The organism is Streptomyces sp. Y1, from assembly GCF_041053115.1.
GTDB classification, from domain to species: Bacteria; Actinomycetota; Actinomycetes; order Streptomycetales; family Streptomycetaceae; genus Kitasatospora; species Kitasatospora rubellomurina.
On the sequence record NZ_CP163445.1, the window covers coordinates 5,386,780 to 5,410,276 of the forward strand.

Below are 23,497 nucleotides of genomic sequence, written 5' to 3' on the forward strand. Positions count from 1 at the left end.
CGTTCGGCCCCTTACCGCGCTGCAGACGTGGCACTGGTGCGCGCTGTCGCCCGTCCCGCTCTGCTGGTTCCCGCCTGGCCGGACCTCACCACCACCAGCCCCGAGCCAGCCGTCCAACAGGCCGGGTGGCTGCGCGAGGTGTGGGCCGACGAGGACACCGCCGAGGCGCTCGCGCTGGCAAGCCCTGCCCTGGCCCGCCAGGTCCGACAGCTGCTCTCCGGTGAGCAGCGGCCGCGGGAGGTGCGGCGCGCCGCCCTGTCCACCGCCCGCTACCTGCTGCGCGCTCTTGGGAGGCCGACCCCGTTCGGGCACTTCGCCGGCGTCCAGGCGGCGACCTTCGCTCCCGTCGCCGACCTGCGCTGGGGCGACGGCCACCAGGTTGTCGCGCGGGCCTCGTCCGCCTGGCTCGCCCATGTGATCGGCCAGTTGGAGCGCATACCTGCGCTGCTCTCCCGGCTGGAGGTGGCGGCGAACGACACCGGCCACGTTCGCGGTGACCGGCTGGTGATCCCGCACCGGCCGCTGGAGCGGCCCGGGGGCGGTACGGGCGCGGCGGAGGTGAGCCTGCGCCACACCCGCCCGGTCGCCTTCGCCCTCGATGTCGCCCGCCGCCCGGTCCCGTTCGGGGTGGTGACCGGCAAGCTCCGTGCGGAGTTTCCCGGAGCGGCCACGGCGAGGATCGAGGGCGTGCTGGCCGAGCTGGTCGCCCACGGCGCGCTGATCACCAGCCTCCGGGCCCCGGCCACCGAGCCGGACCCGCTCGCTCACCTGCTGGCCGCGCTGGAGAAGGCCGGCGCCGACCAAGTCCCGGAAGCCGCCGAGGTCCTCGCCGACCTGCGCGCCGCCGACCGTGCGATCGCCGCCCACACCCGGTCGCCGAGCCGTGCCGCCCGTGCGGAGATCACCCGGGCGATGGCCGCCACCGACCGGCCCGGCGCGCGGGACCGGCCGGGGCTGGCCGTGGACGTGCGCCTGGACGCCGACCTCGTCCTGCCCCAGGCCGTGGCCGACGAGGCCGCGAAGGCCGCCGGGCTGCTCACCCGCCTCAGCGCCCTCCCCTTCGGGTCGGCGGCGTGGCGTTCCTACCACCAGCGGTTCTACGAGCGGTTCGGCCGGGGCGCACTGGTACCGCTGCTGGACGTGGTCGCGGACAGCGGGATCGGCTGGCCGGACGGCTACCCGGGCGCCCGGGTAGCCGAGCCGCCGCGTTTCGGCGAGCGCGATGAAATCCTGGCCGCCCTCGCCCAGCGGGCGGCGCTCGACGGGCACCGCGAAGTTGTCCTCGGCGAGCAGCTGCTGGACGCGCTCGACCTCGGCCCCGCCGAGGGGCCGCGCCTGCCCCCGCACCTGGAAGTCGTCTTCGGCCTCCACGCCGCCAGCCGACAGGCCCTGGACCGGGGCGAGTTCTGGCTGGAGGTCGTCTCCGTCGCCCGCGCCGCCGGTGTCTCGACCGGACGCTTCCTCCACCTCCTCGACCCGCAGCACCGGGCGGCCTTCACCAGCGTGCTGACGAACCTGCCGACCATGGACGACCAGGCGGTCACCGCGCAGCTGTCCTGCCCGCCGCTGGACCCGGCGACCGGGCACGTGGCCCGCAGTGCGGCGACCGGGCAGCTGGTCGTCAGCCTCGCCGAGCACCGCCCGGGCACCGAGGGCGTTGTGCGGCTGGAGGATCTGGCGGTCGGCTGCGACGGGCGCCGGATGTACCTGGCCGCGCCCGCGCTCGGGGTGCGGATCGAGGCGAACGCCACCCACGCCCTGAACCTGCGCACCCACACGGCGCCGATGGCCCGGCTGATCTGTGAACTCTCCCGTGCCCAGGGCGCGCAGGTCACCGCCTTCTCCTGGGGCGCGCTGTCCAGCCTGCCGTTTCGGCCCCGGCTGCGGCACGGGCGCATCATCCTCTCGCCGGCCGCCTGGCGGCTGTCCGCCTCCGAGCTTCCGCCCGCGCGGGAGCCGTGGGAGCGGTGGGAGGCGGCTCTGCTCGACCTGCTGGAGCGGCGCCGTGCACCGCGGCGGGTGCTGCTGGCCGCCGACAGCCAGGGCCTGCCTCTCGACCTGGACCACCCCGGCCACCGTGTCCTGCTGCGCTCCCACCTCGCCTCCGCGCCGCACGCCGTCCTCGTGGAGACACCGGCCCCGACCGACCTGGGCTGGGCGGGAGGCCGGGCCCACGAGGTCGCCGTCCCGGTCACCGCCACCCAGACGCCGCCCTGGCCTGTGCTGCCCAGGCCCACCACCGCGCGGCTCCTGCCGCGCGGCCACGGCGACGCCCCCGGCACCTCCCGCCTCCTGCTCGCCTCGCTGTACGGCGACCTCGACCGCCAGGACGTCATCCTCACCCAGTACCTGCCCGACCTCCTGGACCAACTCGGTGACCCCGACTGGTGGTTCGTGCGCTTCCGCGACCCAGGCCAGCACCTGCGGCTGCGCATCACCCTGCCCCACCCCGACGCGTTCGGGCACGCCGCCACGGTGATCAGCACCTGGACCGCCGGACTCCACCGGGCCGGGCTGCTGTCCGCAGTCGTCTACCCCACCTCCTACACGGAGCACGGCCGCTGGGGCGAGGGCCCCGCCTGGGCCGCCGCCGAGGGCGTCTTCCGCTCTGACTCCGCCGCCGCCCTCGCCCAGCTGTCCCAGCCAGCGCGGCCCGGGAGGCTGGCGCTGCTGACCGCCCACGCCGTCGCCATCGCCTCAGGTTTCACCGGCTCGCCCTGCGCCGGGCTGCGCTGGCTCATCCGCAACGTCCCCGCCATGCCCCCCGCGACCATCGCCCGGCCCCTCTTCCGCGAGGCTGTCCGCCTCGCCGACCCCGCAGACGGCTTCGCGGTGCTGCGCGAACAGCCCGGCGGCGCCGCGATCGTGGACGCCTGGGCCGAGCGCCACCAGGCCCTCGACGCCTACCGCCGCTTCTTCCCCGGACCGCACACCCAGGGCGTCTCGCCGGATGACGTCCTCGGCTCGCTGCTGCACTGCTCCTACGGCCGCGCCCACCGCATCGACTTCGACGACGAGGCCCAAGTCCTGTACCTGGCCCGCGCCGCCGCGTTCGCCCGCCTCTCCCGGGACGGTGACCTGTGAACCCGCACCCCGCCCTCCACCTGTCCGACCGGATCGCCGACCTCCTCGCCGACCCCAACCGCGTCCCCGAGAGCTGGGCTTCGCGTCCGCAGTGGCGCCAGTCCCTGGCAACTGGTGCCCCCGGCGTCGCCCTGCTCCACATCGAGCGCGCCGCCGCCGGGCGGGGCCCGTGGGACCGTGCGCGGGCATGGCTGGAGGTGGCGGCCGACAACCAGATCACCAGCGGCCCCGACAGCCACCTCTACTACGGCGCCCCCGCCCTGGCGCACGTCCTCGGCTGCGCCGCCCAGACCCGGCCCGGCTCCTACCGGCGCGCCCTCGACCACCTCGGCCAGGCCGTCGCCGCCGACGCGCAGCGCCGCTGCGAGGCGGCGCTCGCCCGGATCGACGCCGCCGAACTCCCGGCCCTGGCCGAGTTCGACACGATCCGCGGGCTGGCCGGCATCGGCTCCGTCCTGCTGCACCGCGCCCCGCGCGGCGAGGCGATCCGCACCGTGCTCACCTACCTGGTCCGCCTCACCGACGACGTCAAGCACCACGGCCGGGTCCTGCCCGGCTGGTGGACCCCTAGCGGCCCCTCCGGCGAACCGGACGACCGGATCCCGGACGGGCACGCCAACAACGGGCTCGCGCACGGGATCGCAGGTCCCCTCGCCCTCCTCGCCCTGGCCTTGCGCCACGGCGTCGAGGTCGACGGCCAACGGTCCGCAATCAGCACGATCCTGGCCTGGCTGGAGCGCTGGCGCGAGCGCCACGCCTGGCCGTACTGGGTCACCCCCGCCCACCTGACCGGCGCCGTCCGCGGACCGCTGGCCCCGCAGCGGCCGAGCTGGTGCTACGGCACCGCCGGCATCGCCCGCGCCCAGCAGCTCGCCGCCCTCGCCCTCGGCGACCAGCGCCTACGGCACGACGCCGAGGACGCCCTCGCCACCGCCCTGCTGGACCCGCCGTCGCTGGCGGCGACCACCGACCTGTCCGCCTGCCACGGCTACGCCGGGCTCGCCCACATCGCCCACCGAGCCGCCGCCGACGCCCTTCCGCGCACCGCGGCCCGGCTGCGCTCCGCCGCCGCCCTGCTCCTGGACACCACCCACCCGCCGCGCACCGACCCCGACGCCCAGGCCCGGCGGCTCCTCGCCCAGACCGGACCCGCCTTCCTGGACGGCGCCGCCGGCACCGCCCTCGCGCTGCTCGCCCCCGCCACCCACGCCGCACCGGCGACCCGCTGGGACGCCTGCCTCCTGACCGCCTGACCGAGGACCGACCGATGACCACCAGCTGGATTCAGCACGACCTCACCTTCGCCGACCCCGCCACCGTCGAACCCATCGCCGCCCACCACCTCACCCCCGCCCTCGACTTCGCCGAGAAGTCCGGCACGCTGGAGGGCTGGTGGTACATGCGCAAGCACGGGCTGCGGCTGCGCTACCTCGCCGACGCCCCCGCCCCCGTCGTCACCTCGCTCCTGGACACCCTCACCGAGGAAGGACTCCTCACCCGCTGGGCGAGCGTCATCTACGAACCCGAGACCGCGGCGTTCGGCGGCGACGAGGCCATGGAGACCGCCCACCGGCTCTTCCACACCGACAGCCGGCACCTGATGACCCGCGCCGCCCAGCCCGACCGGCCCGCCCTCGGCCGCACCGAGACCGCCGTCATCCTCGCCTCCGCCATGCTCCGCGCCGCCGGCCTCGACTGGTACGAGCAGGGCGACGTCTGGAGCAGGGTCGCCGACCTACGCCCCGACCCGCCCGCCCTCGCGCCCGAGCGGGTGACCACCCTGACCGCCGCGATGCGCAGGCTGATGACCCTCGACACCCGCCAGCTCACCCGCCCCGGCGAACCACTCGCCGCGCACACCGCCTGGGTCGACGCCTTCGAGAAGGCCGGACAGGACCTCGTCCGCCTGCACCGCGACGGCCGCCTCACCCGCGGACTACGCGCCGTCCTCGCCCACCACACGCTCTTCCACGCCAACCGCGCCGGCGTTCCCATCGAGCACCAATCCGCCACCGCAGCAAGGGCGGTGGCCGCAGTCTTCCACTCCGGCGAGGACCCCGCGCCCTCGCAGCCAACCATCCGCACAACCACTAGGGTCGCCCACGTGACTACTCTCAGCGACAGCACCACCCCGGCCGCCGAGCAGCTGCGCGACGCTCTCACCGAGCGCCTGCTCGCCGGCAAGCACATCACCAGCACCCCGGTCGAGAACGCCTTCCGCGCCGTCGCCCGCGAGCACTTCCTGCCCGGCTTCCCGCTCGACGTCGCCTACGCCGACAACCCGACCTACACCAAGACCGACGGCTCCGGCACCCAGATCAGCGCCGCCTCCCAGCCCACGATCGTCGCCATGATGCTGGAGCAGCTCGAAGCCCAGCCCGGCGAGAAGATCTTCGAGGCCGGAGCCGGGACCGGCGTCAACGCCGCCTACATGGGCCACATCGTCGGACCGGACGGACACGTGGTCGCCGTCGACGTCGACGACGACCTCGTCGACGGAGCCCGCAAGCACCTCGCCGACGCCGGGACCGCCAACGTCACCGTCGTCCTCGGCGACGGCGCCCTCGGCCACCCCGAAGGCGCACCGTACGACCGGATCATCGCCACCGTGAGCACCAGCGAGATGCCCACCGCCTGGCCCCAGCAGGTCAAGCCCACCGGCCGGATCGTCCTGCCGCTGCGCCTGCGCGGCACCGCCAGCAGGGTCATCGCCTTCGAACGCGGCGAGGACGGCTGGGCCTCCGTCAACGACCAGCTCGCCGTCTTCATGCCCCTGCGCGGCAGCATGGACGACGAACGCCGCACCGTCACCCTCACCAGCCAGGGCGACGTCACCCTCCAGGTCCACAAGGACCAGGCCGACGCGGTCGACGCCTCCAAGCTGCTCGGGGTCCTCGACACCCGGCGCCACGAGCGCTGGAGCGGCGTGACCATCCCGGCCGGCACCACCTACGAGTACCACGACCTCTGGCTGGCCCTCACCCTCCCCAAGTCGATCATGCGGATGAGCGTGGCCAAGACCGCCCAGGACCGGGGCGTCACCCCCATGCTCCCGTGGGGCGCCATGGCCACCGTCCACGACAGCTCCCTCGCCTACCTCACCCTGCGCGCCGGCGAACCCGGCAGCGACGGCCGCAAGGTGTACGAGACCGGCGTCGTCGGCCACGGCCCCTACGGCGCTGCCCTCGCCGACCTCGTCTGCGAGGAACTCCGCACCTGGAACGAGCACTTCCGCGACCGCACCCTCCGCTTCGAACTCCCCGACGCCGCCGGAGCTCCCGCCGACCCGGCCGCCGGGCGCTTCGTCCTGGACCGCCCCCACCACCCGATCACCGTCATCTGGGAGTAGCCCCGTGCACCCGACCGGACCCACAGCCCAGCGCTTCCCGCTGGTCGCCCGTGTCCGGCCCGCGTGCCTGCCCCTCGACGCCCGTGTCGGCCGGCTCCAGCAGCTGGCCGACACGGCCTCCCGGCAGACCGACCCGGGCCTGGCCTCCACCGTCTTCAACCAGGCAGCCCTCCTGGCCTCCGACGTCGGCCTCCCCGACTACGCCCGTGAGCTGTGCCACCGCCACGCTGCCCTCTACCTCACCCGCGGCCCGCTCTCCGCGACGAGCGCCATCCGCGGCCTCGAACCCATCGTCAACGTCGCCCGCCTTCACATCCGCGCCGGACACCACCAGCACGGCCACCAGCTCCTCCTCGATCTCTACCGCGCCGTGACTGCCGGAACCGAGGCCGTACTGGACGGCATCGTGGTGCCCGCCCAGCTGACCGAGACCGACGAACAGCGCGCCGAGGTCCGGGCGTGGCTGTGGCGTGTGGTCCTCGCGGACGGCACCCGAGCCCTTACGTCCGCTGGCCGCTGGGACGAGGCCCTGCGACACATCGAGGGGCACCGCGGCATCGGTCGGCGCATCTTCGACGGCCGCCAGGTCGCGGTCCTCGCCCGAGCCACCGCCAACGACCTTCCCGGCGCCCGCGCCCTGCTGGAGGACACCGAGCCGGGTGAAGCATGGGAGAACGCGGTCACGGCGACGCTCACCGCCTTGTGCCGCCCTGGTGACCGGCGTGCCGCAGAGATGGCGATCAACCGCTATCTCGCGCTCCAGCAGGCAGACGGCCTCACGGTGTTCACCACCCGCCTCGCCCTGACCGCACTCGACGCCGCCGACCCGGACACGTCTGCCGCCCGAAGCCTGATCGCGAAGGTGTCCGGCCAGGCGAATGAAACCGGCGACGGCTACGTGCTGCGCGACCTGCTTGGGCACTCGGTTGTCCGCGAGCGCCTCGTTCCCGACGTTGCAGGCGAGTACGAACGGATGCTCGCCTCTTGTGCACTCGGCTCCGCTGCCCTGTCCGAACCTTTCCGCAGCCGCATGGAGGGCGCCCTGTCGGGTGCCGAGGAAGTGCTCAAAGGGGCCCCACACGACCCGCGGGAGCCGGGGGCTGACCCGTTGCATGTGAGTAGCGGACCAGGTGCGCGAGGGGCCCGGTGAGGCGTTACTCAGGTTGAACTCGCGATGTCGGTGGTCAGGTTGCGGTGATGGCCAGCCCGGTTCCGGCCAGGCAGCCGTCGATGAGGTGGGGACGGTACTGGATCTTCTCCAACTCCCGTTCCAACTGCACGAACTGCTGCTCGCTCAACCTCGGCAGCGACTGAGACCCCTTCGACTCCAGCGCCGCCGAGCCACCTTCCCGCCACGATCGGCGCCACCGCTCGACCGATCGCACCGTGACCCGCAAGTCAGTGGCGATCATTCCGTTGCTGTCACCACGCTCGAACCGCTCAGCGGCATCGAGCCGCACCCGCTCCCGGCGCTGCTGTTCCTGGGCGGTGAACCCGCCCCCCTGCGCGTATCGCACAGACAGGACATACCCACTGTGACTGTGCACCATAGATGGTCAGAGTTTTCCTGCTACACGGTCAGTGGCCGTTGGCGGATCCGTTGCCGGAGAGGAGCGGGATCTCGTCCACGAGGTGTCGCAAGGCGTCGTCGCCGTCGTTGATGGTGCTGTTGTCGGTGCACTGCTGCTGTTGCTGCGAGGTGAGGATCGGGATGTCCTGCACGCCGATGTTGATCAGGCTGAGGACCGACTGAAGCCCGGCCTTCCCGATCGCGAGGCACGGCTTGTTCAGGGTGCCCTGGATGAGGCTCATCTGCGGGTTCTCCTGGCCGCCTGTCTTGATGTTGCCGTATCCGGTGTTGGCGCCGTTGGCGTTGGCGACATCGGTGTCGTTCCCGATGGCCCAGGCGGCAGTTGGCGCGGCTGTGAGCAGGGCGAGGGCGGTGGACGCGGATACTGCAGCCTTGCGAATCATGGTGGCTCCTTCTGCTGGAGCGGCGGCTGCCGCACAGATGGTGATCATCTCCGTCGAGGCGCGGCGTCGGACGCTCTTTGGGGACGATTAACCCGAATGGGTGACGGGTCGTCGGACTGGCGCGGGAACGGTGATCACCGGCCGTGCCGGGCCGGCGGTGAATGATGGCGCCGGGAGGTGACACCCGACGTCGCTTGCATTTGAGCAGGCCGACCCGCTGGGCGCCGATGCGTGTCCCGAGCCAGCGTTGCGGATGCCTGGCCAGTCCGGGCTTCGGGCGAGGGCTCGACCATGCACGGGGCTCAGCTTGGCCAGCCAACCTGAAAGCCCTGGTCACCAAGCCTGCACAGTGGCCAACTGTCCTGCAGGGGCACGCCCGCCGATCGACACGTCTCAGCACCTACGACAAGGCGAGTTCAACCTGAGTAGTTGCGCTGGGTGGTTTTCCGGTTGTACTCGACGTTGCAGAGGGCCCCGTCCCCCTTCCGCGGCCCAGTATCCGGAGCCGGCCGCCCGCCTCAAGGGCGCTTCGCGTGGCTTCGCCACCGGCCTGCGGCCGGCCCTTGACCTGGACGGCCTCTTTGCCCCGGACCCCAGGCAGCTATCAGGGGGACGGGGGAGGTGTGTACGGGCTGGTCAGCTGTGCCGCCGTACCTTCCGCGCGACCCGCAAACGATCATGAATCCACCTCGGCCGAAGTGGCCCGAAGCCATCAAGTCTGGTTGACCAAAAACCCTCATTGGGGTATTATTGTTCTTGTTGGGAGGGGATGGCACCCCCGCCCAACGGGCAGAGACCAGGCACCTGTTGGAGGATTTGTGACCACCGTAATCGCCCCCGCTGAGCTGCTGGACGACGAGAGCTGCGCGCCGGAGCTGATCGAGCCGACGGACGCAATCGAGGTCGACTCCGACGACGAGGCCACCGACCCGGGGAAGCCCCGGCGAAGATCCTCCTCGAAGGAATCGACCCCGCCGAGCTGATCTTCACGCGCAACGTCCGCAAGGCCGAGCTGACGCCCGACTTCGTCGGCTCGATCAAGGAACACGGCTTGCTCCAGCCGATCATCGCGACCCCCTACGAGGGCGGGGTCGCGATCATCCTGGGCAACCGGCGCGCGAAGGGCTCGATCGAGGCCAACCGGACCGTCGACGTCATCGTGCGCAACGACCTGAGCGCCGAGGAAGCGCGGATCATCGCGCAGCTCGTCGAGAACATGCACCGCGAGGACATGCGCGAAAGCGAGATCGCCGACGCCTACGCACAACTGTCCATCGAACTCGGCCTCGACGCCGACCAGATCGCCGCGCGAGTCGCTCAGGACCCGAAGAAGGTCAGGGCCTCGATCGCTCTGTCAGCGATGCCGAAGACCGCCCGGAGCGCCGTGGACGAGGGAGCGCTCACGCTGGAGGACGCCGAGCTGATCGCCGAGTTCGAGGGCGACCCGAAGGCGTACAAGCGGTTGCTCGACACAATCGAGCGGGGTGGCAAGCTCAGCTGGGCCATCAAGAACGAGCGTGCCAAGGCCGTGAAGGCCGTGCAGCGTCGGGAGACCACGCAGGCGCTCAAGGCTGCTGGCGTCCGGATGGTCGGCGAGCCGTACGGATTCGGTTGGGGCGGGTCGAAGGAGGTCGGCCTGGAGGATCTTGCCGACGCTGACGGGGTGGTGCTGACGCCGGAGAACCACAAGAGCTGTGGCGGACACGCGGCCTTCTTCAACGAGAACGTACAGGGCGACATCAAGGCCAGGTGGCTGTGCCGTGACCCGCACCAGTACGGGCACACGGTGCTGCTGCGGAGCTACTCGTTCCGCAGCCCGGCCGAGGAGGAAGCGAAGGCGGCGGCGGAGCAGGCCAACCGTGAGCGAAAGGAGGCGCTCGCCATCGCTCAGGAAGTGCGGCACGAGTACATCCAGCAGCTTTGCCGGTCCAAGAAGGTGCCGAAGGGGATGACCCGGAAGGTGCTCGCGATGCTGTATTCGCTGGGGGCTGACCAGCATGACCCCGAGGTGCTGGCCTTCCTCCAGGCGCCAGGTGACGACGACCGCACCGCCCGGTTCGGACGCTTCATCGGACGGACGGCCGAGGCACGACTGCCCCTGGTGATGCTCGCCATCGTGGCGGTGCGCGCGGAACGCGAGGTTCGCCAGGCCGTTTCCGGGTGGGGGAAGGCGGCGGTGGCCGTGGCGTGGTTCGAACTCCTCATGGCCTACGGCTACGAGCTGAACGAGCCCGAGATCGACCTGTTGGCCGTACTCCGGGCGAGGATCGCCGAGGCCGCCGCCAAGGCTGCTGCCGAGGCCGCCGCCGAGGAGGACGAGGACGAGGAGCTGGAAGGCGAGGAGGGCGGGGACGGGCCGGAGCTGGCAGCCGTCGCCGAGGAGGACGAGGAGCTGGAAGGCGAGGAGGGCGGGGACGGGCCGGAGCTGGCGGCCGTCGCCGAGGAGGACGAGGACGAGGAGCTGGAAGACCCGCTGGACCGCTACCTCGCAGTTGTGACGGAGAACGAGTCCGAAGATGCGGACAGCGACGGCACGGATGACCAGGTCGAAGAGGCCGACGACTGGGAAGCCCGCTACCCGGAGATCAACGAACCGATCGCTGCCTGACCACGGGGGGGTGACGCCCTCCCCGCCACGCCGGGGGTGTCCGATGGCACCGGACACCCCCGGCCCTCGGAGACCACACCACCAAGGCCGGAGGCCCCGCATGCTGTACCTCGCTACCACCGACGACCCGCCGCCCATCGTCCGAACCGATCTTGCCGTGCACCTCGCCGGTCGCCACGAGGCGCACGCCGTACTGATCGCCCGAACGATCCTGATGACCATGCCCTCCGCCCGCATCCGCCTGGCCCACCCGCAGCCCGCCTACGAGGCGTACAAGGCGTGGTCGCGCGCTGCCGCTCAGGCCGCCGCCCTGTTCGCGGGGGTACGGTCCGGCGTCGTTCCGGAGCCCGAGGGCCTGATTTCCGGGCACCTGCGTTTCGACGCCCCGGTCCGCCCGCCAGTCGTGGAGGCGCTGCCCGCGAAGCTCAGCCCCACTCGCGCGCCGCAGCTGCGCGTCAGCATCGGCGGGCTCCTGACGATCGTCACCGACATGGACGCCGTCACCAGCCAGCTCAACCTCTGGACCACGGCCTACCGTCACGCCGCGCGCCGGTGGGGCAACCTCCCCGACATCGAGGAGCTGGCCGCCGGGAAGGTGCCGATCTTCGAGGACGCCGAGGCCCCCGCGCTCACCCGGGCGGCGGCATGAACAGCGCCCGGCCGGTCGGCCCGCAGTACGTCACCCTGGTCACCGAAGGCGGCTACCGGATGCACGCCACCATCACCCTGGACTGGGAACACGGGGCCGCCCTGTACCGCGTCGCGGAGCTGGGCGGCACCATCACCGCGGGGTGGCAGCCGGGGCACTACTACCTGGGTTGCTGCTCCGGCGCCGCCATCGAGATCACGTATGGCAAGCCGACGCCGAGCCCGTTCACCCAGCACTTTGAGGATGCGCCGACCGTCTACGGAGTCCAGTTGGCCGAACGAGCGGTCTTCCACCCCGAGTCGATGAGCCCGACCAGTCACAGGTGGTTGGTCGTCCGGCGGGAGATCGGCGGCCACTACAGTCCCAGCGCCCCGGAAGGCACCCAGCGTAGGACCGCCGCCATCGTCTACGCGATCACACGGCACATGCTCTCCCGCCCGTGGGCCGCCGAGCTGCGCCGGGCCCACGACGAGCAGCACGCACCCGCCCGCCATCGCCACCACCAGGACGCCGTCAGGAAGTTGGAGGGTGAGGTGGCCCAGCTCCAGGAGCAGTTGACCCGGGAGCGGGAACGGGCAGCGGCCCAGGCCGTCGTGATCGAGAAGGCCGAAACCGGCGAGGGCCGCGTGACAGCGCTGCCTCAGCCGGTGGCGGAGGCCCAGCCGATCGCCGCCTGACCCGGCCGCCCGGACCGGCGGCCGGCACCGAGGGGGAGGGGCATCGAGCCCCTTCCCCCTCGCGCGCGCCCGCCGACCGGGGCCGGCCGTCTGCCGCGCCCGTCCCGAGCGCCGGTGTGCCGGTCAGCGCCAGGCACGTACGCTGATGAGAACCACCCGCGCCCGCCCCGCGCGGAGACGAGGAGCAGCACCGATGCACGACCCCGACACCCCGGAGAGCCGCCGCCGCGCGTTGTCCTCCGCACTGGGCTCGGTCCAGGCGGAGGGACTCACCCCCACGGCGGACTACGCCGCCGACGCGGAGGAGTACGCCGCCGGAACGATCTCCGCCGACGAACTGGTGGCCCGCGCCGAGGCCCGCCACCGCGCCCCGGGCACCGAGCAGCCGGCCCCCTGATGGCCGACCCGTACGCCGACCCGGACAGCGGCGTTCTGCGAAATAGGCTCGGCATCACCGACCCCCAGGCCCTCGCCGCCGCCGAGGCCGACATCACCGCCGCCCGCCTCACCCGCCTCGCCGAGAAGCCGATCCACGGCACCTACGACCTGGCGCACCTCCAGGCGTTCCACCGGGAGGTTTTCGGCAGCATCTACCCGTGGGCTGGCCAGATCCGCAGCATCGAGATCGCCAAGGACAACACCCGGTTCTGCCTCGTCCGCATGATCCCCGACTTCGCGAACGACACCTTCGGCCGTCTCGCCCGCCGCCAGAACCACCTCCGCGGCCTCGACCGCGACAGCTTCCTCACCGGCCTGGCCGACCTCTACGGCGACGTCAACGCCTTGCATCCGTTCAGGGAGGGCAACGGGCGGACGCAGAGGGCCTTCCTGGGACAGCTCGCAGCCGAGGCCGGGCACCCGATCGACTGGACCCGCCTCGACCCCGACCGCAACACGCTCGCGTCCATCGCCAGCTTCAACGGCAACTCCGGCCCGTTGCGGTCGATGCTCTCGGACCTCACCGTCGACCAGCCGGCACCAAGGACCCGAGCAGCAACCGCGAGCAGCGCGACCGTCAGGGCAACTCCGACTCCGACGCCGACACCAGTGATCCAGCCACCAGCCGTCCGGCCGTCCAACCAGCCGACCATCCGGCGCTGACCCCGGAAACGAGGGCGGCCGGTGGACACCCCCGCGGAAGCGGGTTGGCACGGTCCACCGGCCAGAGACCACAGCACCCCCGCGAACGGGTGGAGCATGCGGACTACCAGGGTAGAGCACCGGCCGAAGCGCCCGGGTGCTCGACGGCGAACCGGGCGGGATTCGGTCGCGCCTTCGGCGCGGCTGCTTTTCTGGTCCGGGCGCCCCGCTGCGCGGTTCCCCCGGCCCCCCTTCGCGGCCCAGTATCCGGAGCCGGCCGCCCGCCTCAAGGGCGCTTCGCGTGGCTGCGCCACCGGCCTTCGGCCGGCCCTTGACCCGGACGGCCTCTTTGCCCCGGACCCCAGGCAGCTGTCGGGGGACGGGGGAGGTGCGCCCACGTAACTGACGGTCCGTCACCCGTCTTTCCCGGGGCGGGGAGTCCCGTCCCTGAGCTTGCTTGAAAACCCTCTTTGGTGTATTCTTGTCTTGTTGGTCGGGGAGGGCACCCCCGATTGGCGGACCGAGACCACGGCGCCCGTACCGAACCTCAAGAGGAGCAGCGACTATGGCAGGCGAGACCAAGATCACCCTCATCGGCAACCTCGCGGACAACCCGACCCTCCAGTACACGGACGGCGGTGCGGCGGTGGTCAACATGACCGTCATCGCGAACGAGAAGGTGTACGACAGTGCGACCCGCGCATGGCGGGATGGCGACTCCCTGTCCATGCCGTGTGTCGCTTGGCGCGGCTACGCCGAGAACATCGCAGCGAGCCTGACCAAGGGCGCCCGCGTGATCGTCACCGGCACGCTCAAGCAGCGCTCGTACCAGCCCGCAGACGGGCCCCGCCGCAGCTTCACCGAGCTGCTGATCGACGAGGTCGGCCCGAGCCTGCGCTTCGCCACCGCCGAGGTCACCAAGGCGTCCGGCAAGCGCCCCGCCCTCCAGCAGGCCGCCCCCCAGCAGGCCGCGCCCGCCGCAACGTGGCCGCCCCGCCCCACTGCCCCGCCCGCCACCAACCCCTGGCCGACTCCGGCCATGGCGGGATGATCAACCGGGCCGGGCGGCGCCAAGCCGCCCGGCCCGCCGAACCCAGGCACCGAAAGGCCCCAACCGTGAGCAGCACCTCGCCCGAGTCCGGGCTGACCAGCACCATCAACACCATCCAGCGCGGCCTGTTCGGCGCCGTCATCACCCTCATGGGTTTCGGCGCGGCGTGCGCCGTCCACGACCAGATCCTCACCACCGTGGTGCTGCTGGCCGTCGTCGGCGGCCTGCTCTGGCTCCAGACCGTGGTCCTGCGCCTGCCGAAGCTCATCAACGAAGCCGCCGAAGCACGCGGCATCCCGCCCTTCCTGTCCGGCGCCCAGCGCTGACCGACCCCAGCCGGCCGGGCCGCTACGGTCCGGCCGGCCACCCGGAGAATCCTTGGTCACCACCCATACAGCAGCCCGCCTGCTGCTGCGCTACGACGTCGAGTACGCAGAGAACGGCCTCACCTACTACACCGTCCGCGCCCCGCGCGTCTTCGGCACCATCACCGTGCACCCCGAAGCCCCGCCCGGTGAACGCGACGACCCCGACGCCTACACCAGCCTGCGCCTCGTCTCGGGCCGCTACGACCCGACCGAGAACCCCAGCGGGTACACCGACCGCCTGGCCGTCTACAACTCGTGGATCTACGACGGCATCACCCTGCTCCCATCCGGTACCACCAGCGACCGCGACCCTTGGGAACGGCTCCATCGCAGCCCCTACGAAGTAGCCACCGAGGCAGCCCGCGCCCGCGCACGGGACGTCGGAGAGAAGATCATCACCGAGTACCGCGCAGACCTCCACCGTCACGCCCAACACACGAACTACCTGCGGGCTGCCGCCGACGAGCAACTCCGCCGAGCCGCGCGGGAAGCCGACGAACTTCGCCCGGCCGTCCGCCGCCTGGCCGCACTGGAAACCCGTATCACCCGCTGGAGCCGCCTGCGGGCCCCCGAGGCCAGCCCCACCACCGTGGAAGTCGGCGGGTTCCTCGCCGACTGGCTCAGTGGCCAGTTTGCCGGACACCAGCCCCTCACCCCCGGCGCCCAGGAGTTCTACCGGGCATGGACCGCCGCTCACCGACTCGGCGACCGCGCAGCGGTGTTCCAGCCCCGCCGGATCATCCTGCACACCCCCGCCGCGCTTGCGGCCTTCATCGCCTACCTCACCGAGGCCGCCCGGCAGGCACCCAGCCCTGCCGCCCGCGCCGACGCTCGCAGCCGCCTGCGCCGCATCGCAGCTGTCCACCCGGCGCTCACCGTGGACATCCCCGATCGTGAGGACGAAACCTCGCCTGCCGCGTGAGCTACGGCCACCGCCACCGGACTGTCTCCGGTGGCGGTGGTTGTTGCTGCCGGGGGCGGGCGGGATTCGGTCGCGCCTTCGGCGCGGCTGCTTTTCTGGTCCGGGCGCCCCGCTGCGCGGTTCCCCCGGCCCCCCTTCGCGGCCCAGTATCCGGAGCCGGCCGCCCGCCTCAAGGGCGCTTCGCGTGGCTGCGCCACCGGCCTTCGGCCGGCCCTTGACCCGGACGGCCTCTTTGCCCCGGACCCCAGGCAGCTGTCGGGGGACGGGGGAGGTGCGCCCTCGTAACTGACGGTCCGTCACCCGTCTTTCCCGGGCGGGGAGTCCTGTCCGTGAACTTGCTTGAAAACCCTCTTTAGTGTATGCTGGTCTTGTTGGTCGGGGAGGGCAACCCCGACCGGCAGCCCACGAGGAACTGACTGAAAGGTGTCACCTGAGCATGATCGACCTGATGCGCCTCCGGGAGATCAACGAAGCCAAGCGGGCCGAGTGCGGCCATGCCGAAGGGGCCGGCTGCGGTTGGTGCTGGCTCACCCCCGAAGCGATCACCGAACTCCCCTACGCCGAACGCCTGGCCGCCGCCGTTGAACTCGACCACATGCTTACCGAGATCGGCATCCCCCGTGCGCCCCGTACGGTCGTGATCGTCCACTCCGCGCGGACCTACGCCGTCCAGATCATGTGCGAAGAGCTGGGCACCTGGGAGTTGCGCGTCCCCGCGTCCGGCGAGGAGTACGCGCTGTATCGCGGGGCGATCTACGCCGCGCCCGCCGCGCAGGTCCGTGACGAGAAGGTGCCCACGTGGACCCGGGGCGGCGACGATCCCGCCGCCGTCGCCCGCAGCTTCGCGGGCCTGCTCTGGGCGTCCGGCCTCCGTAACTGACCCTCCACGCGGCCCGGACCGCCGGGCCGTGGCCTGCCCTCGCTCGAAGGAAACTGCATGAAGATCATCGACGTCCACCACGATCTCATCGTTGATCGTCCGGCCCGCTCCCGTGAGGTCCTCGCCGTCCTGTCCGCCATCGGGTCGCGCTTCGACGCCGCCGCCGCCGTCGTCCGAGAGGTGGCCCCGGAGGAGCTTGCGCAACTGCCCTCCGTTCCAACGCTCGCAGTCGCCGACTGGGGGCAGGCGTGCCGCGCGCTGGTCGCGCTCGACGCCTTCCTGGCGGGCGCGCAGGCCAGGGTCTCGGCTGTGCGCGAGGGCGGAAGGCTCACTGTCCCGTGGCAGTTGCGCCTGGCGTTCGTGTGCTCCCTCGACACCATCGGCAGGGCGTGGCGAAACGCCTACCTGCCCGGCGCGCACTACGTCGTCAGCCCCGAACTTCCGGTGCGGCCCGGCCTGCGCGCGGCGGTCGCGTGGGAGTCGAGTGCCGGGGAGGCCATCGCCTGCACCCGGCGATGGTCGGCGGCCGTCACCGTGTCCGTCTTTCAAGAGATGTCGGACATGGTGGACGAGGTGACCAGGCGTCCGCATGTCCAGTGACTTGCTTAAAAACCCTCTTTAATGTATTCTTGTCTTGTTGGTCGGGGAGGGCAACCCCGGCCAGCGGCCCACGATTTGACCACATGCGAAGGGACCTCACACATGACCATCTCCCTGGCCAAGACCTCCACCCGTAACGCCAGTCTGCGCGAGATCGTGGACATCCTGCGGGAGCAGCAGCCCCGCAAGGCCGACATCATCACCCCGGCGCAGAACATCCGCGCCGAAGGTGGTCGACTGATCGTGGACGGCAGCGACTACGAGTACGACATCACCCCTGACGGGGTCACCCGCAAGGCCACCGAGCTTCGCCTCACCGGCGTCGCCGAGGCAGGGCTGGCCGAGAAGCTGGGCATCCCGGTGGGCTACCTGCGCAAGACCCGCGTCGAGGCCCCGGAGCTGTGGGATCAGAACGTCAACGGCTGGCTGAACCACGAGAGCCGCGAGGCCAAGAGCTACATGATCCGTACGCTCAGGCCCGGCCAGGGCGAGGACGCCGGTACGGCCCGCGCGTTCCTCTCCGCGAGCTACCGGATCATCGACAACCTGGACATCCTGACGGCCGCACTCCGGGGTGTCTACGACGCGGGGGTTCAGGTCCGCCTGGACAGCTGCGACCTCACCGACCAGCGGATGTACGTCCGCGTAGTCGCGGACGAGGTTCGCGCCTACGCCCCCGAACTGCTGCGCAACTACCGCTCCCCGTTCACCGGGGCGGGAGGCGCCGACAACCCCACCGTCTTCGCCGGGTTCGAAATCTCCAACTCGGAGACGGGTTGCGGAGCGTTCAGCATCGTGCCCCGGCTGGTCGTCCAGGTCTGCGACAACGGCATGACCATCACCAAGGACGCGATGAAGTCCGTGCACATCGGCGGACGTCAGGCGGACGGAGTGATCCAGTGGAGCGGCACCACCCAGGACCGCACCCTGGACCTGGTCACCTCCCAGACGGCCGACGCCGTGCGCACCTTCCTTGACCGCGACTACATCCTCCGGCAGTTGCGGGACATCGAGGAGAAGGCCGGAGCCCAAATCACGGACCCCGAGAAGGCGATTACCACCGTCAGCCAGCGTCTCCGGTTCTCCGAAGCGGTCCGGGCCGACATCTTCGCCCACTTCATCCGGGGTGCGGACCTGTCCGCCGGTGGCGTCATGCACGCCGTGACCTCCGTCGCCCAGACCCTCCCCGATGCTGACGAGGCTCACGAACTCGAATCGCTCGGCATCCGCGCCATGGAGCTGGCTGCCTCGCTGTGACCGCCCCGCCGCCCGGCCCGAAAGGGCCGGGCGGCCCGCCACGGACCAGCCACCGCAGCCCAGTGCGCCCGAGGGAGAGCCCGCCATGAACACCACCGCCGACCGCCTGCGCGATCTGGTCGCCGAGGTCACCACCTTCGAAGAGGAGTGGGAGGAGGAGCTGCGCGCAGCCCTCCCGACGTACGACCCGAACCGCGACGGTTGCCCCGTCGAACCACGCGACGAAGTCCGGTACTTCGAGCTGTACGACGTCCGCGCCGCCGCCGCCCGTGACCTGCTCCACAGGACGACCATCGGCATCGAGACGGTCATCAGCGAGCTGACGGAAGCCGAGCCCGAGCCCGCGCCCGAGGCCGAGGCTGACCAGCCCGGTTAACCGGTCCAACCGCCGCCCAGCGCGACGCTGGGCGGCCCACCGGCCGGGAGCGCCGAGGAGCGGGGATCGACCCCGCACCTCGGCCCAACCCCTCCCGCCGCTTTCTCATCGCAGCACCAAGCGCCGCACCGCCCGCCGGCCTCTGCCGCCCGTGGCCAGCCGGCACCCGGCCCGGGGCGCCGAGCTGCGGGGATCGACCCCGCACCTCGGCCCAACCCCTCCCGGCCCTCCTGCTGCACACCCTCACCCTTCGCACCACCAGGAGAACCACACCGTGCCGACCCTGCCCCACACCGGGCTCCAGACCCCCGACCAGCCCCGTTACGAGGTCACGGCCTACCGTGAGTTGACGCTTCGGCGCGGCTTCCCGTTCAAAGCCACCCTCAGCCACGGCCGCGTGACGATCGGAAGCGCGGAGAACCACGGCACGGGGGGGCGACACCGAGTTCGTTCCCCGTAAGGACTTCAACGCGGCCGACTTCGAGCGCTTCGCCGACGCATGCCGCCTCAACGGCCGTCCCGTCAGCACGTCGTTGCTGCTCGACCTGCTGGTCAAGGAGTACAACATCGCCCGCGCGCTCCGGGCTCATCTTCGCAACGGCCGCACGATGGTCCGAGAGGTCACCGCAGACCGCACCCGGATCACCGCCAACGCCGTGATGCCCGAGACCGCCGCCGCCCGGGAGCAGCTTCTCGAAGCACTCGGCCAACCCCTCACCCTCGGCGCCGTGACCGAGTTCTGGAACGGCAGCAACTGGGAGCCCCTGACAGGCGCCTCCGACTCCTGAACCGCCTCGGCGTGGCCCGGCAACCACCCGGCCACGCCGAGCCCGGCCAGCACCAAGCCCCCAACTGCCCAGGAGACCAGAAGCATGCCGACGTACATCGTTCCCGTGGACCACATCACCGTGCACGTGGTGACCGTCTCCGCGGCCACCCCCGAAGCGGCCCAAGCCGAGGCCGGGCGCCTGGTCGCGGCCGACTGGAAGACCCACTTCCACCACACCGTTGACCCCGTGGTCGGCGATGCCCTCACCCAGGACGAGTGGGCCGCTCAGGAAGCCGAGTGGGCCGCGATGAAGACGACCGCCGAGCGCCGCGAACGCGAGGTTCACCCCACCTCGCCCCCGACCCGGCAGCCGAGAAGAAACGTTCCTTCGCTCAAGTACCGCGCACCCCGCACCGACCACCACGCGGACGACAGCGAGTGCCCGCCTACCCACAAGCACACCAGCAGCGGCAGGCCCCTCACCGAGGGGTGCCCCGGGCGGGCCTACTCCACCGCCGAGTGCACGTGCGGGTGGGCCACCCGCTCCACCACCAAGAGCTACGTGGACGAGAGCCGCAAGCGCCATCTGGGCGAGCACCGCTGACATCAGGCCCCGTCAACCGTCGCGGCCCGGAGGGCAACCGGGCCGCGACGACCTCCCACGAACCCGGAAGACCAGCACCACGTGAGCACCCCAACCCACCCCGGCAACAGAGCGCCCTTCCACAACGCCTCCGTCAAGCCGGCACCCACCAGGTTCCACCTCCCGCGCGACGGAGACGCGCTCACCGCGGACATCGTCGTTGGAGTCCTCGGAGTCGCGGCGTTCGCGGTGTCCTTCGCCCACGTCGTCCAAACCGCCGATCGCGCCGGCCAGACCGGTTGGGTGGCGTACGCCATCGCCGTCTCGGTCGAGTTGATGGCCCTGGGCGCCGTCTCCGAACTGCGCCGCCGCAAGCGCCACGGACACTCCGCCCGCTGGCCCCGGGCCGTCCTGGTCCTCGGCGTCGCCATGAGCCTGGCCGCCAACCTCGCCGTCGCACAGCCCACACCCTGGGGATATGTGATGGCCGCCTGGCCCGCCGTCGCGTTCCTGGCCGCCGCCGGAATCATCGAGTCCCGCTCCACCGACCCGCAGGCCCCAGCCGCACCCTCCGAATCCGGTGAACCGCAGGACGACCCTGCGGGAGAGACCGACGATGACGACCCCGAGGCTGCCGCGCACCAGGCCCCGGCACCACCGGCGGACGAGCCCCAGCAACCGGAGCCGGCCGAGCCGGACCCCGACGAGCGCGACAACGACGAGCAGCCCGACCGGCCTCAGCCGCCCCAGCAGCGGCCGACTCAGCTGAGCGTCATGACCGAGCTGCTCGCCGCGATGAGGGCCGACCCGCAGTGGAAGCCCGATTACGACGCGCTGACCCGTACGACCGGCTATGGCCGGTCCTGGTGCGAGAAGCGAGTCGGCGAGGCCCGCAAGCTCCACCGGGGCCGTGCGGAACCCTCCGTCTCGCAGGAGGCCACCGCCCGTACGGACGCGCCGAAGCCCCTCAACCCGGTCCGTACGCCCCGCGACGCCGACGACCAGCCCGTACCCCCCACCTCCCAGCCCGCACCGAACCCGTACAAGGAACCCGCACGTGAGCACCACCCTCCACATACCGCCGCAGCTGCGTGACGCCGACGCGTACGTGCTGAACAACAGCGCGGGCAAGGACAGCGCCGCGATGCTCCACCTGTGGGCGACCACCGCCACCGAGGAGATGCTGGAACGCACCGTTGTGCTACACCTCGACCTCGGCGAAGCCGAATGGGACGGAGTGCCCGCCCTCGCCGCCCGCCAGGCCGCCGCGTACGGGCTGCCCTTCGAGGTCCGCCGCCGCGAGCGCGGCGGACTGCTCGACCTCGTCCGGTCCCGCGGCCGGTGGCCCGGACCGGGCACCCCCTTCTGCCGCTCGTACTTGAAGCGAGACGTAGCCAGGAAGTTCTACACCGAGCTGACCGCCCGGCTCGAAGTCACCGGCCGCCCCGCGCACATCGTCACCTCGCTCGGGCTTCGCGCCGACGAGAGCACCGTACGGGCTCGCCGCCCTACCCTCAGCACGGACCGTGCCGCCAGCTCCGGCCGGCGCCAGATCACCACCTGGCTGCCCATCCACCGACTCAACACCGACGACGTGTGGAAGACCGTACGGGCCAGCGGCATCCCGCCCCACCCCGCCTACCAGCACCTGCCCCGCCTGAGCTGCCGCCTGTGCCCGTTCGCCGGACGCGCCCAGCTCATCACCGCCGCACGGATGGCCCCCGACACCGCACTCGACTACGTCCTCGTCGAAGACGAGATCGGCCAGCCCTTCCGCCGCGACCTGTCGATGGAACAGATCATCACCGCCGCCGAGCGTACGGACGCCGACCCCGTACGCCCCCTGCACCCGTACGGGGCATCATCCTGCACCGTGGGGGAGCGTACGGAGGGGTGTGCCGCATGACCCGTACCGGCCATGCCCCCGCGGACGCTGACCTCCCCGTCGTGCTGAGCTACGGCATGGGCCTGGACAGCACTGCCGTCCTCGCCCGCTGGCTCACCGAGCCGGCCAGTCGCGACTTCCCTCTGGAGCGGCTGACCGTGCTCACCGCGATGACCGGCGACGAGCCGGACGTGACCCGCCGCCTCACCGAGGAACACGTGCTGCCGCTGCTGCGTGGCACCGGTACGCGCCTCGTCCAGATCAGCCGCACCAGCCAGCGCGGTGGGTACACCGTGCTGGACGACTCCCGAACCCCGCTCCGGCTGATCATGAAGGGGCCGTGGCGCCTGTCCGACGAGCTGCGCGCCAGCGGCACCGTCCCGCAGCTCGCGGCCAAACGTCGGCTATGCAGCTTGCACGCGAAGGGCCATGTACTCGACGGGTGGCTCGGCGACGAGTTCGACGGCCGACCCTTCCGGCACGTCCTCGGCTTCGCCACCGAGGAACTGCGCCGAGCCGAGCGCGACGAGGGGTTCACCGCCACCGGCCGCCGTCCCGAGTACCCGCTGATCAACGACTGGGGGTGGGACCGCCAGCAGTGCGCGCAGTACCTGCTCGACCTCTTCGGGGAGCCCTGGTCGAGGTCCGCGTGCGGCTACTGCCCCTTCTCGGCGGGCCACCGAGGCCGGGCTGAGCTGATTGAACGCTGGCGGGCGGAGCCGGCCATCGGCGCTCAAGCCCTCGCCCTGGAGTTCACCGCCATGGCCCTCAACCCGCGCTCGAAGCTCTACGGCAGCGTCGCAGCCCAGGACCTCGCCCGCTCCCACGGGCTGACCGACGTCCTCGCCCGGTTCGAGGAGGACCTTCGACGGCAACGGTGGAGCGTCTACGAGGTCCGCCGCATCGTCCACCCCCGCCGCGACGACCCCGCGGCCAAGGGCGCGGCGTGGCGCAGCGTCCGTACGGTGTTCACCGGGAACCACGACGACGCTCAGCACATGCTCCGCGCCACCTCCGCCGGAAGCGTGGTCACCGACGAGTACGGCATCACCAGGGCCGAGATCATCCCGCGCACCATCGGCTACCCGGCCATCGAGAAGGCGCTCGCCCTCGCACCGGCCGGCGTTCTCGACAAAGAGCGGCCCGCCTTCGGCGCCTGGTGGGAGCGACTTCACCACCAGACCGCGCCCGGAACCCGGCGCTCGGTCACCCTTGCGGCGTGACCTGAACGGAAGCCGGGGGCCAGCAGCACGGCCGAAGCCGTGCCGACCTCTCGGGTCGGCTGGGCAAGCTGTCTGGCCCCCTCCCACGAGAAGACCGATCCCGAAAGACGGCTACCTCGCGCAGGTAGATTAGTGCATGTCGGAACAGGGAGGCCGTCACTC

The 23,497-nt window shown here is 71.7% G+C and carries 24 protein-coding genes; 22 read left to right on the top strand and 2 right to left on the bottom strand.

The features are described from left to right. The first annotated feature begins 27 nt into the window (after positions 1-27). The 4 genes from AB2U05_RS23345 to AB2U05_RS23360 are packed head-to-tail and all read left to right on the top strand — an operon-like array spanning position 28 to position 7,583. A complete protein-coding gene (locus AB2U05_RS23345; RefSeq protein WP_369184154.1) occupies positions 28-3,084 on the top strand; it encodes a lantibiotic dehydratase in 3,057 nt (1,018 codons plus the stop codon). Further along, positions 3,081-4,337, top strand: coding sequence for a lanthionine synthetase C family protein (locus AB2U05_RS23350; protein ID WP_045700695.1), 1,257 nt, complete (start codon positions 3,081-3,083; stop codon positions 4,335-4,337). Before AB2U05_RS23345 ends, AB2U05_RS23350 begins: the two co-directional genes overlap by 4 nt. Positions 4,338-4,351: 14 nt before the next feature. Further along, positions 4,352-6,433 carry a methyltransferase, FxLD system gene (gene fxlM, locus AB2U05_RS23355; RefSeq protein WP_369184155.1) on the top strand — a complete coding sequence of 694 codons (2,082 nt, stop codon included), beginning with the start codon at positions 4,352-4,354 and terminating at the stop codon, positions 6,431-6,433. 4 nt (positions 6,434-6,437) lie between these two features. Continuing rightward, a complete protein-coding gene (locus AB2U05_RS23360) occupies positions 6,438-7,583 on the top strand; it encodes a hypothetical protein (protein ID WP_369184156.1) in 1,146 nt (381 codons plus the stop codon). A 34-nt stretch (positions 7,584-7,617) separates the two neighbouring features. Here the strand turns inward: AB2U05_RS23360 and AB2U05_RS23365 are convergent, their stop codons facing one another. Both AB2U05_RS23365 and AB2U05_RS23370 read right to left on the bottom strand, forming a co-directional pair. After that, positions 7,618-7,950, bottom strand: a complete 333-nt coding sequence (locus tag AB2U05_RS23365) for a helix-turn-helix domain-containing protein (protein ID WP_369184157.1) — start codon at positions 7,948-7,950, stop codon at positions 7,618-7,620. A 61-nt stretch (positions 7,951-8,011) separates the two neighbouring features. Continuing rightward, complete coding sequence (locus tag AB2U05_RS23370; protein ID WP_369184158.1) at positions 8,012-8,407, bottom strand: rodlin; 396 nt, start codon at positions 8,405-8,407, stop codon at positions 8,012-8,014. Positions 8,408-9,225: 818 nt separating this feature from the next. On the opposite strand from AB2U05_RS23370, the gene AB2U05_RS23375 reads away from it, so the two are divergent. The 18 genes from AB2U05_RS23375 to AB2U05_RS23460 all read left to right on the top strand — a co-directional run bounded on the left by AB2U05_RS23375 (position 9,226) and on the right by AB2U05_RS23460 (position 23,335). After that, positions 9,226-9,390 carry a hypothetical protein gene (locus AB2U05_RS23375; RefSeq protein WP_369184159.1) on the top strand — a complete coding sequence of 55 codons (165 nt, stop codon included), beginning with the start codon at positions 9,226-9,228 and terminating at the stop codon, positions 9,388-9,390. Then, positions 9,390-11,015: a ParB/RepB/Spo0J family partition protein gene (locus tag AB2U05_RS23380; RefSeq protein WP_369185985.1), complete on the top strand. Its 1,626-nt coding sequence runs from the start codon at positions 9,390-9,392 to the stop codon at positions 11,013-11,015. The genes AB2U05_RS23375 and AB2U05_RS23380 overlap by 1 nt, the downstream gene beginning before the upstream one ends. Positions 11,016-11,115: 100 nt before the next feature. Beyond that, the gene (locus AB2U05_RS23385; RefSeq protein ID WP_045700690.1) at positions 11,116-11,664 is read left to right on the top strand and encodes a hypothetical protein; all 549 of its coding nucleotides are present in this window, start codon (positions 11,116-11,118) and stop codon (positions 11,662-11,664) included. Further along, positions 11,661-12,341: a hypothetical protein gene (locus AB2U05_RS23390; RefSeq protein ID WP_369184160.1), complete on the top strand. Its 681-nt coding sequence runs from the start codon at positions 11,661-11,663 to the stop codon at positions 12,339-12,341. Before AB2U05_RS23385 ends, AB2U05_RS23390 begins: the two co-directional genes overlap by 4 nt. Before the next feature lie 193 nt (positions 12,342-12,534). Then, positions 12,535-12,738: a hypothetical protein gene (locus AB2U05_RS23395; protein WP_369184161.1), complete on the top strand. Its 204-nt coding sequence runs from the start codon at positions 12,535-12,537 to the stop codon at positions 12,736-12,738. Next, on the top strand, positions 12,738-13,442 hold the full coding sequence (locus tag AB2U05_RS23400; protein WP_369184162.1) for a Fic/DOC family protein: 705 nt from the start codon (positions 12,738-12,740) through the stop codon (positions 13,440-13,442). Before AB2U05_RS23395 ends, AB2U05_RS23400 begins: the two co-directional genes overlap by 1 nt. A 544-nt stretch (positions 13,443-13,986) precedes the next feature. Continuing rightward, positions 13,987-14,472 carry a single-stranded DNA-binding protein gene (ssb, locus tag AB2U05_RS23405; RefSeq protein ID WP_369184163.1) on the top strand — a complete coding sequence of 162 codons (486 nt, stop codon included), beginning with the start codon at positions 13,987-13,989 and terminating at the stop codon, positions 14,470-14,472. Positions 14,473-14,537: 65 nt separating this feature from the next. Then, positions 14,538-14,798, top strand: coding sequence for a hypothetical protein (locus AB2U05_RS23410; RefSeq protein WP_369184164.1), 261 nt, complete (start codon positions 14,538-14,540; stop codon positions 14,796-14,798). A gap of 52 nt (positions 14,799-14,850) precedes the next feature. Continuing rightward, entirely contained in the window at positions 14,851-15,762 is a 912-nt protein-coding gene (locus tag AB2U05_RS23415) for a hypothetical protein (protein ID WP_369184165.1), read from the top strand. Positions 15,763-16,198: 436 nt separating this feature from the next. Further along, positions 16,199-16,642, top strand: a complete 444-nt coding sequence (locus AB2U05_RS23420) for a hypothetical protein (RefSeq protein WP_369184166.1) — start codon at positions 16,199-16,201, stop codon at positions 16,640-16,642. A gap of 57 nt (positions 16,643-16,699) precedes the next feature. Next, on the top strand, positions 16,700-17,242 hold the full coding sequence (locus AB2U05_RS23425; protein WP_369184167.1) for a hypothetical protein: 543 nt from the start codon (positions 16,700-16,702) through the stop codon (positions 17,240-17,242). A 102-nt stretch (positions 17,243-17,344) separates the two neighbouring features. Beyond that, positions 17,345-18,499: a hypothetical protein gene (locus AB2U05_RS23430; RefSeq protein ID WP_045703955.1), complete on the top strand. Its 1,155-nt coding sequence runs from the start codon at positions 17,345-17,347 to the stop codon at positions 18,497-18,499. 85 nt (positions 18,500-18,584) lie between these two features. Next, positions 18,585-18,875 (top strand): hypothetical protein, encoded by a 291-nt coding sequence (locus AB2U05_RS23435; protein ID WP_045703957.1) that lies wholly within the window; start codon positions 18,585-18,587, stop codon positions 18,873-18,875. Positions 18,876-19,408: 533 nt separating this feature from the next. Continuing rightward, positions 19,409-19,663 (top strand): hypothetical protein, encoded by a 255-nt coding sequence (locus AB2U05_RS23440; RefSeq protein ID WP_369184168.1) that lies wholly within the window; start codon positions 19,409-19,411, stop codon positions 19,661-19,663. Between the two features lie 84 nt (positions 19,664-19,747). Continuing rightward, entirely contained in the window at positions 19,748-20,248 is a 501-nt protein-coding gene (locus AB2U05_RS23445; RefSeq protein WP_244179041.1) for a hypothetical protein, read from the top strand. Positions 20,249-20,329: 81 nt separating this feature from the next. Next, positions 20,330-21,322 carry a DUF2637 domain-containing protein gene (locus tag AB2U05_RS23450; protein ID WP_052707719.1) on the top strand — a complete coding sequence of 331 codons (993 nt, stop codon included), beginning with the start codon at positions 20,330-20,332 and terminating at the stop codon, positions 21,320-21,322. Continuing rightward, positions 21,285-22,133: a phosphoadenosine phosphosulfate reductase family protein gene (locus AB2U05_RS23455; RefSeq protein WP_369184169.1), complete on the top strand. Its 849-nt coding sequence runs from the start codon at positions 21,285-21,287 to the stop codon at positions 22,131-22,133. The genes AB2U05_RS23450 and AB2U05_RS23455 overlap by 38 nt, the downstream gene beginning before the upstream one ends. Then, positions 22,130-23,335 carry a hypothetical protein gene (locus AB2U05_RS23460; protein ID WP_369184170.1) on the top strand — a complete coding sequence of 402 codons (1,206 nt, stop codon included), beginning with the start codon at positions 22,130-22,132 and terminating at the stop codon, positions 23,333-23,335. The genes AB2U05_RS23455 and AB2U05_RS23460 overlap by 4 nt, the downstream gene beginning before the upstream one ends. Positions 23,336-23,497: the final 162 nt, after the last annotated feature.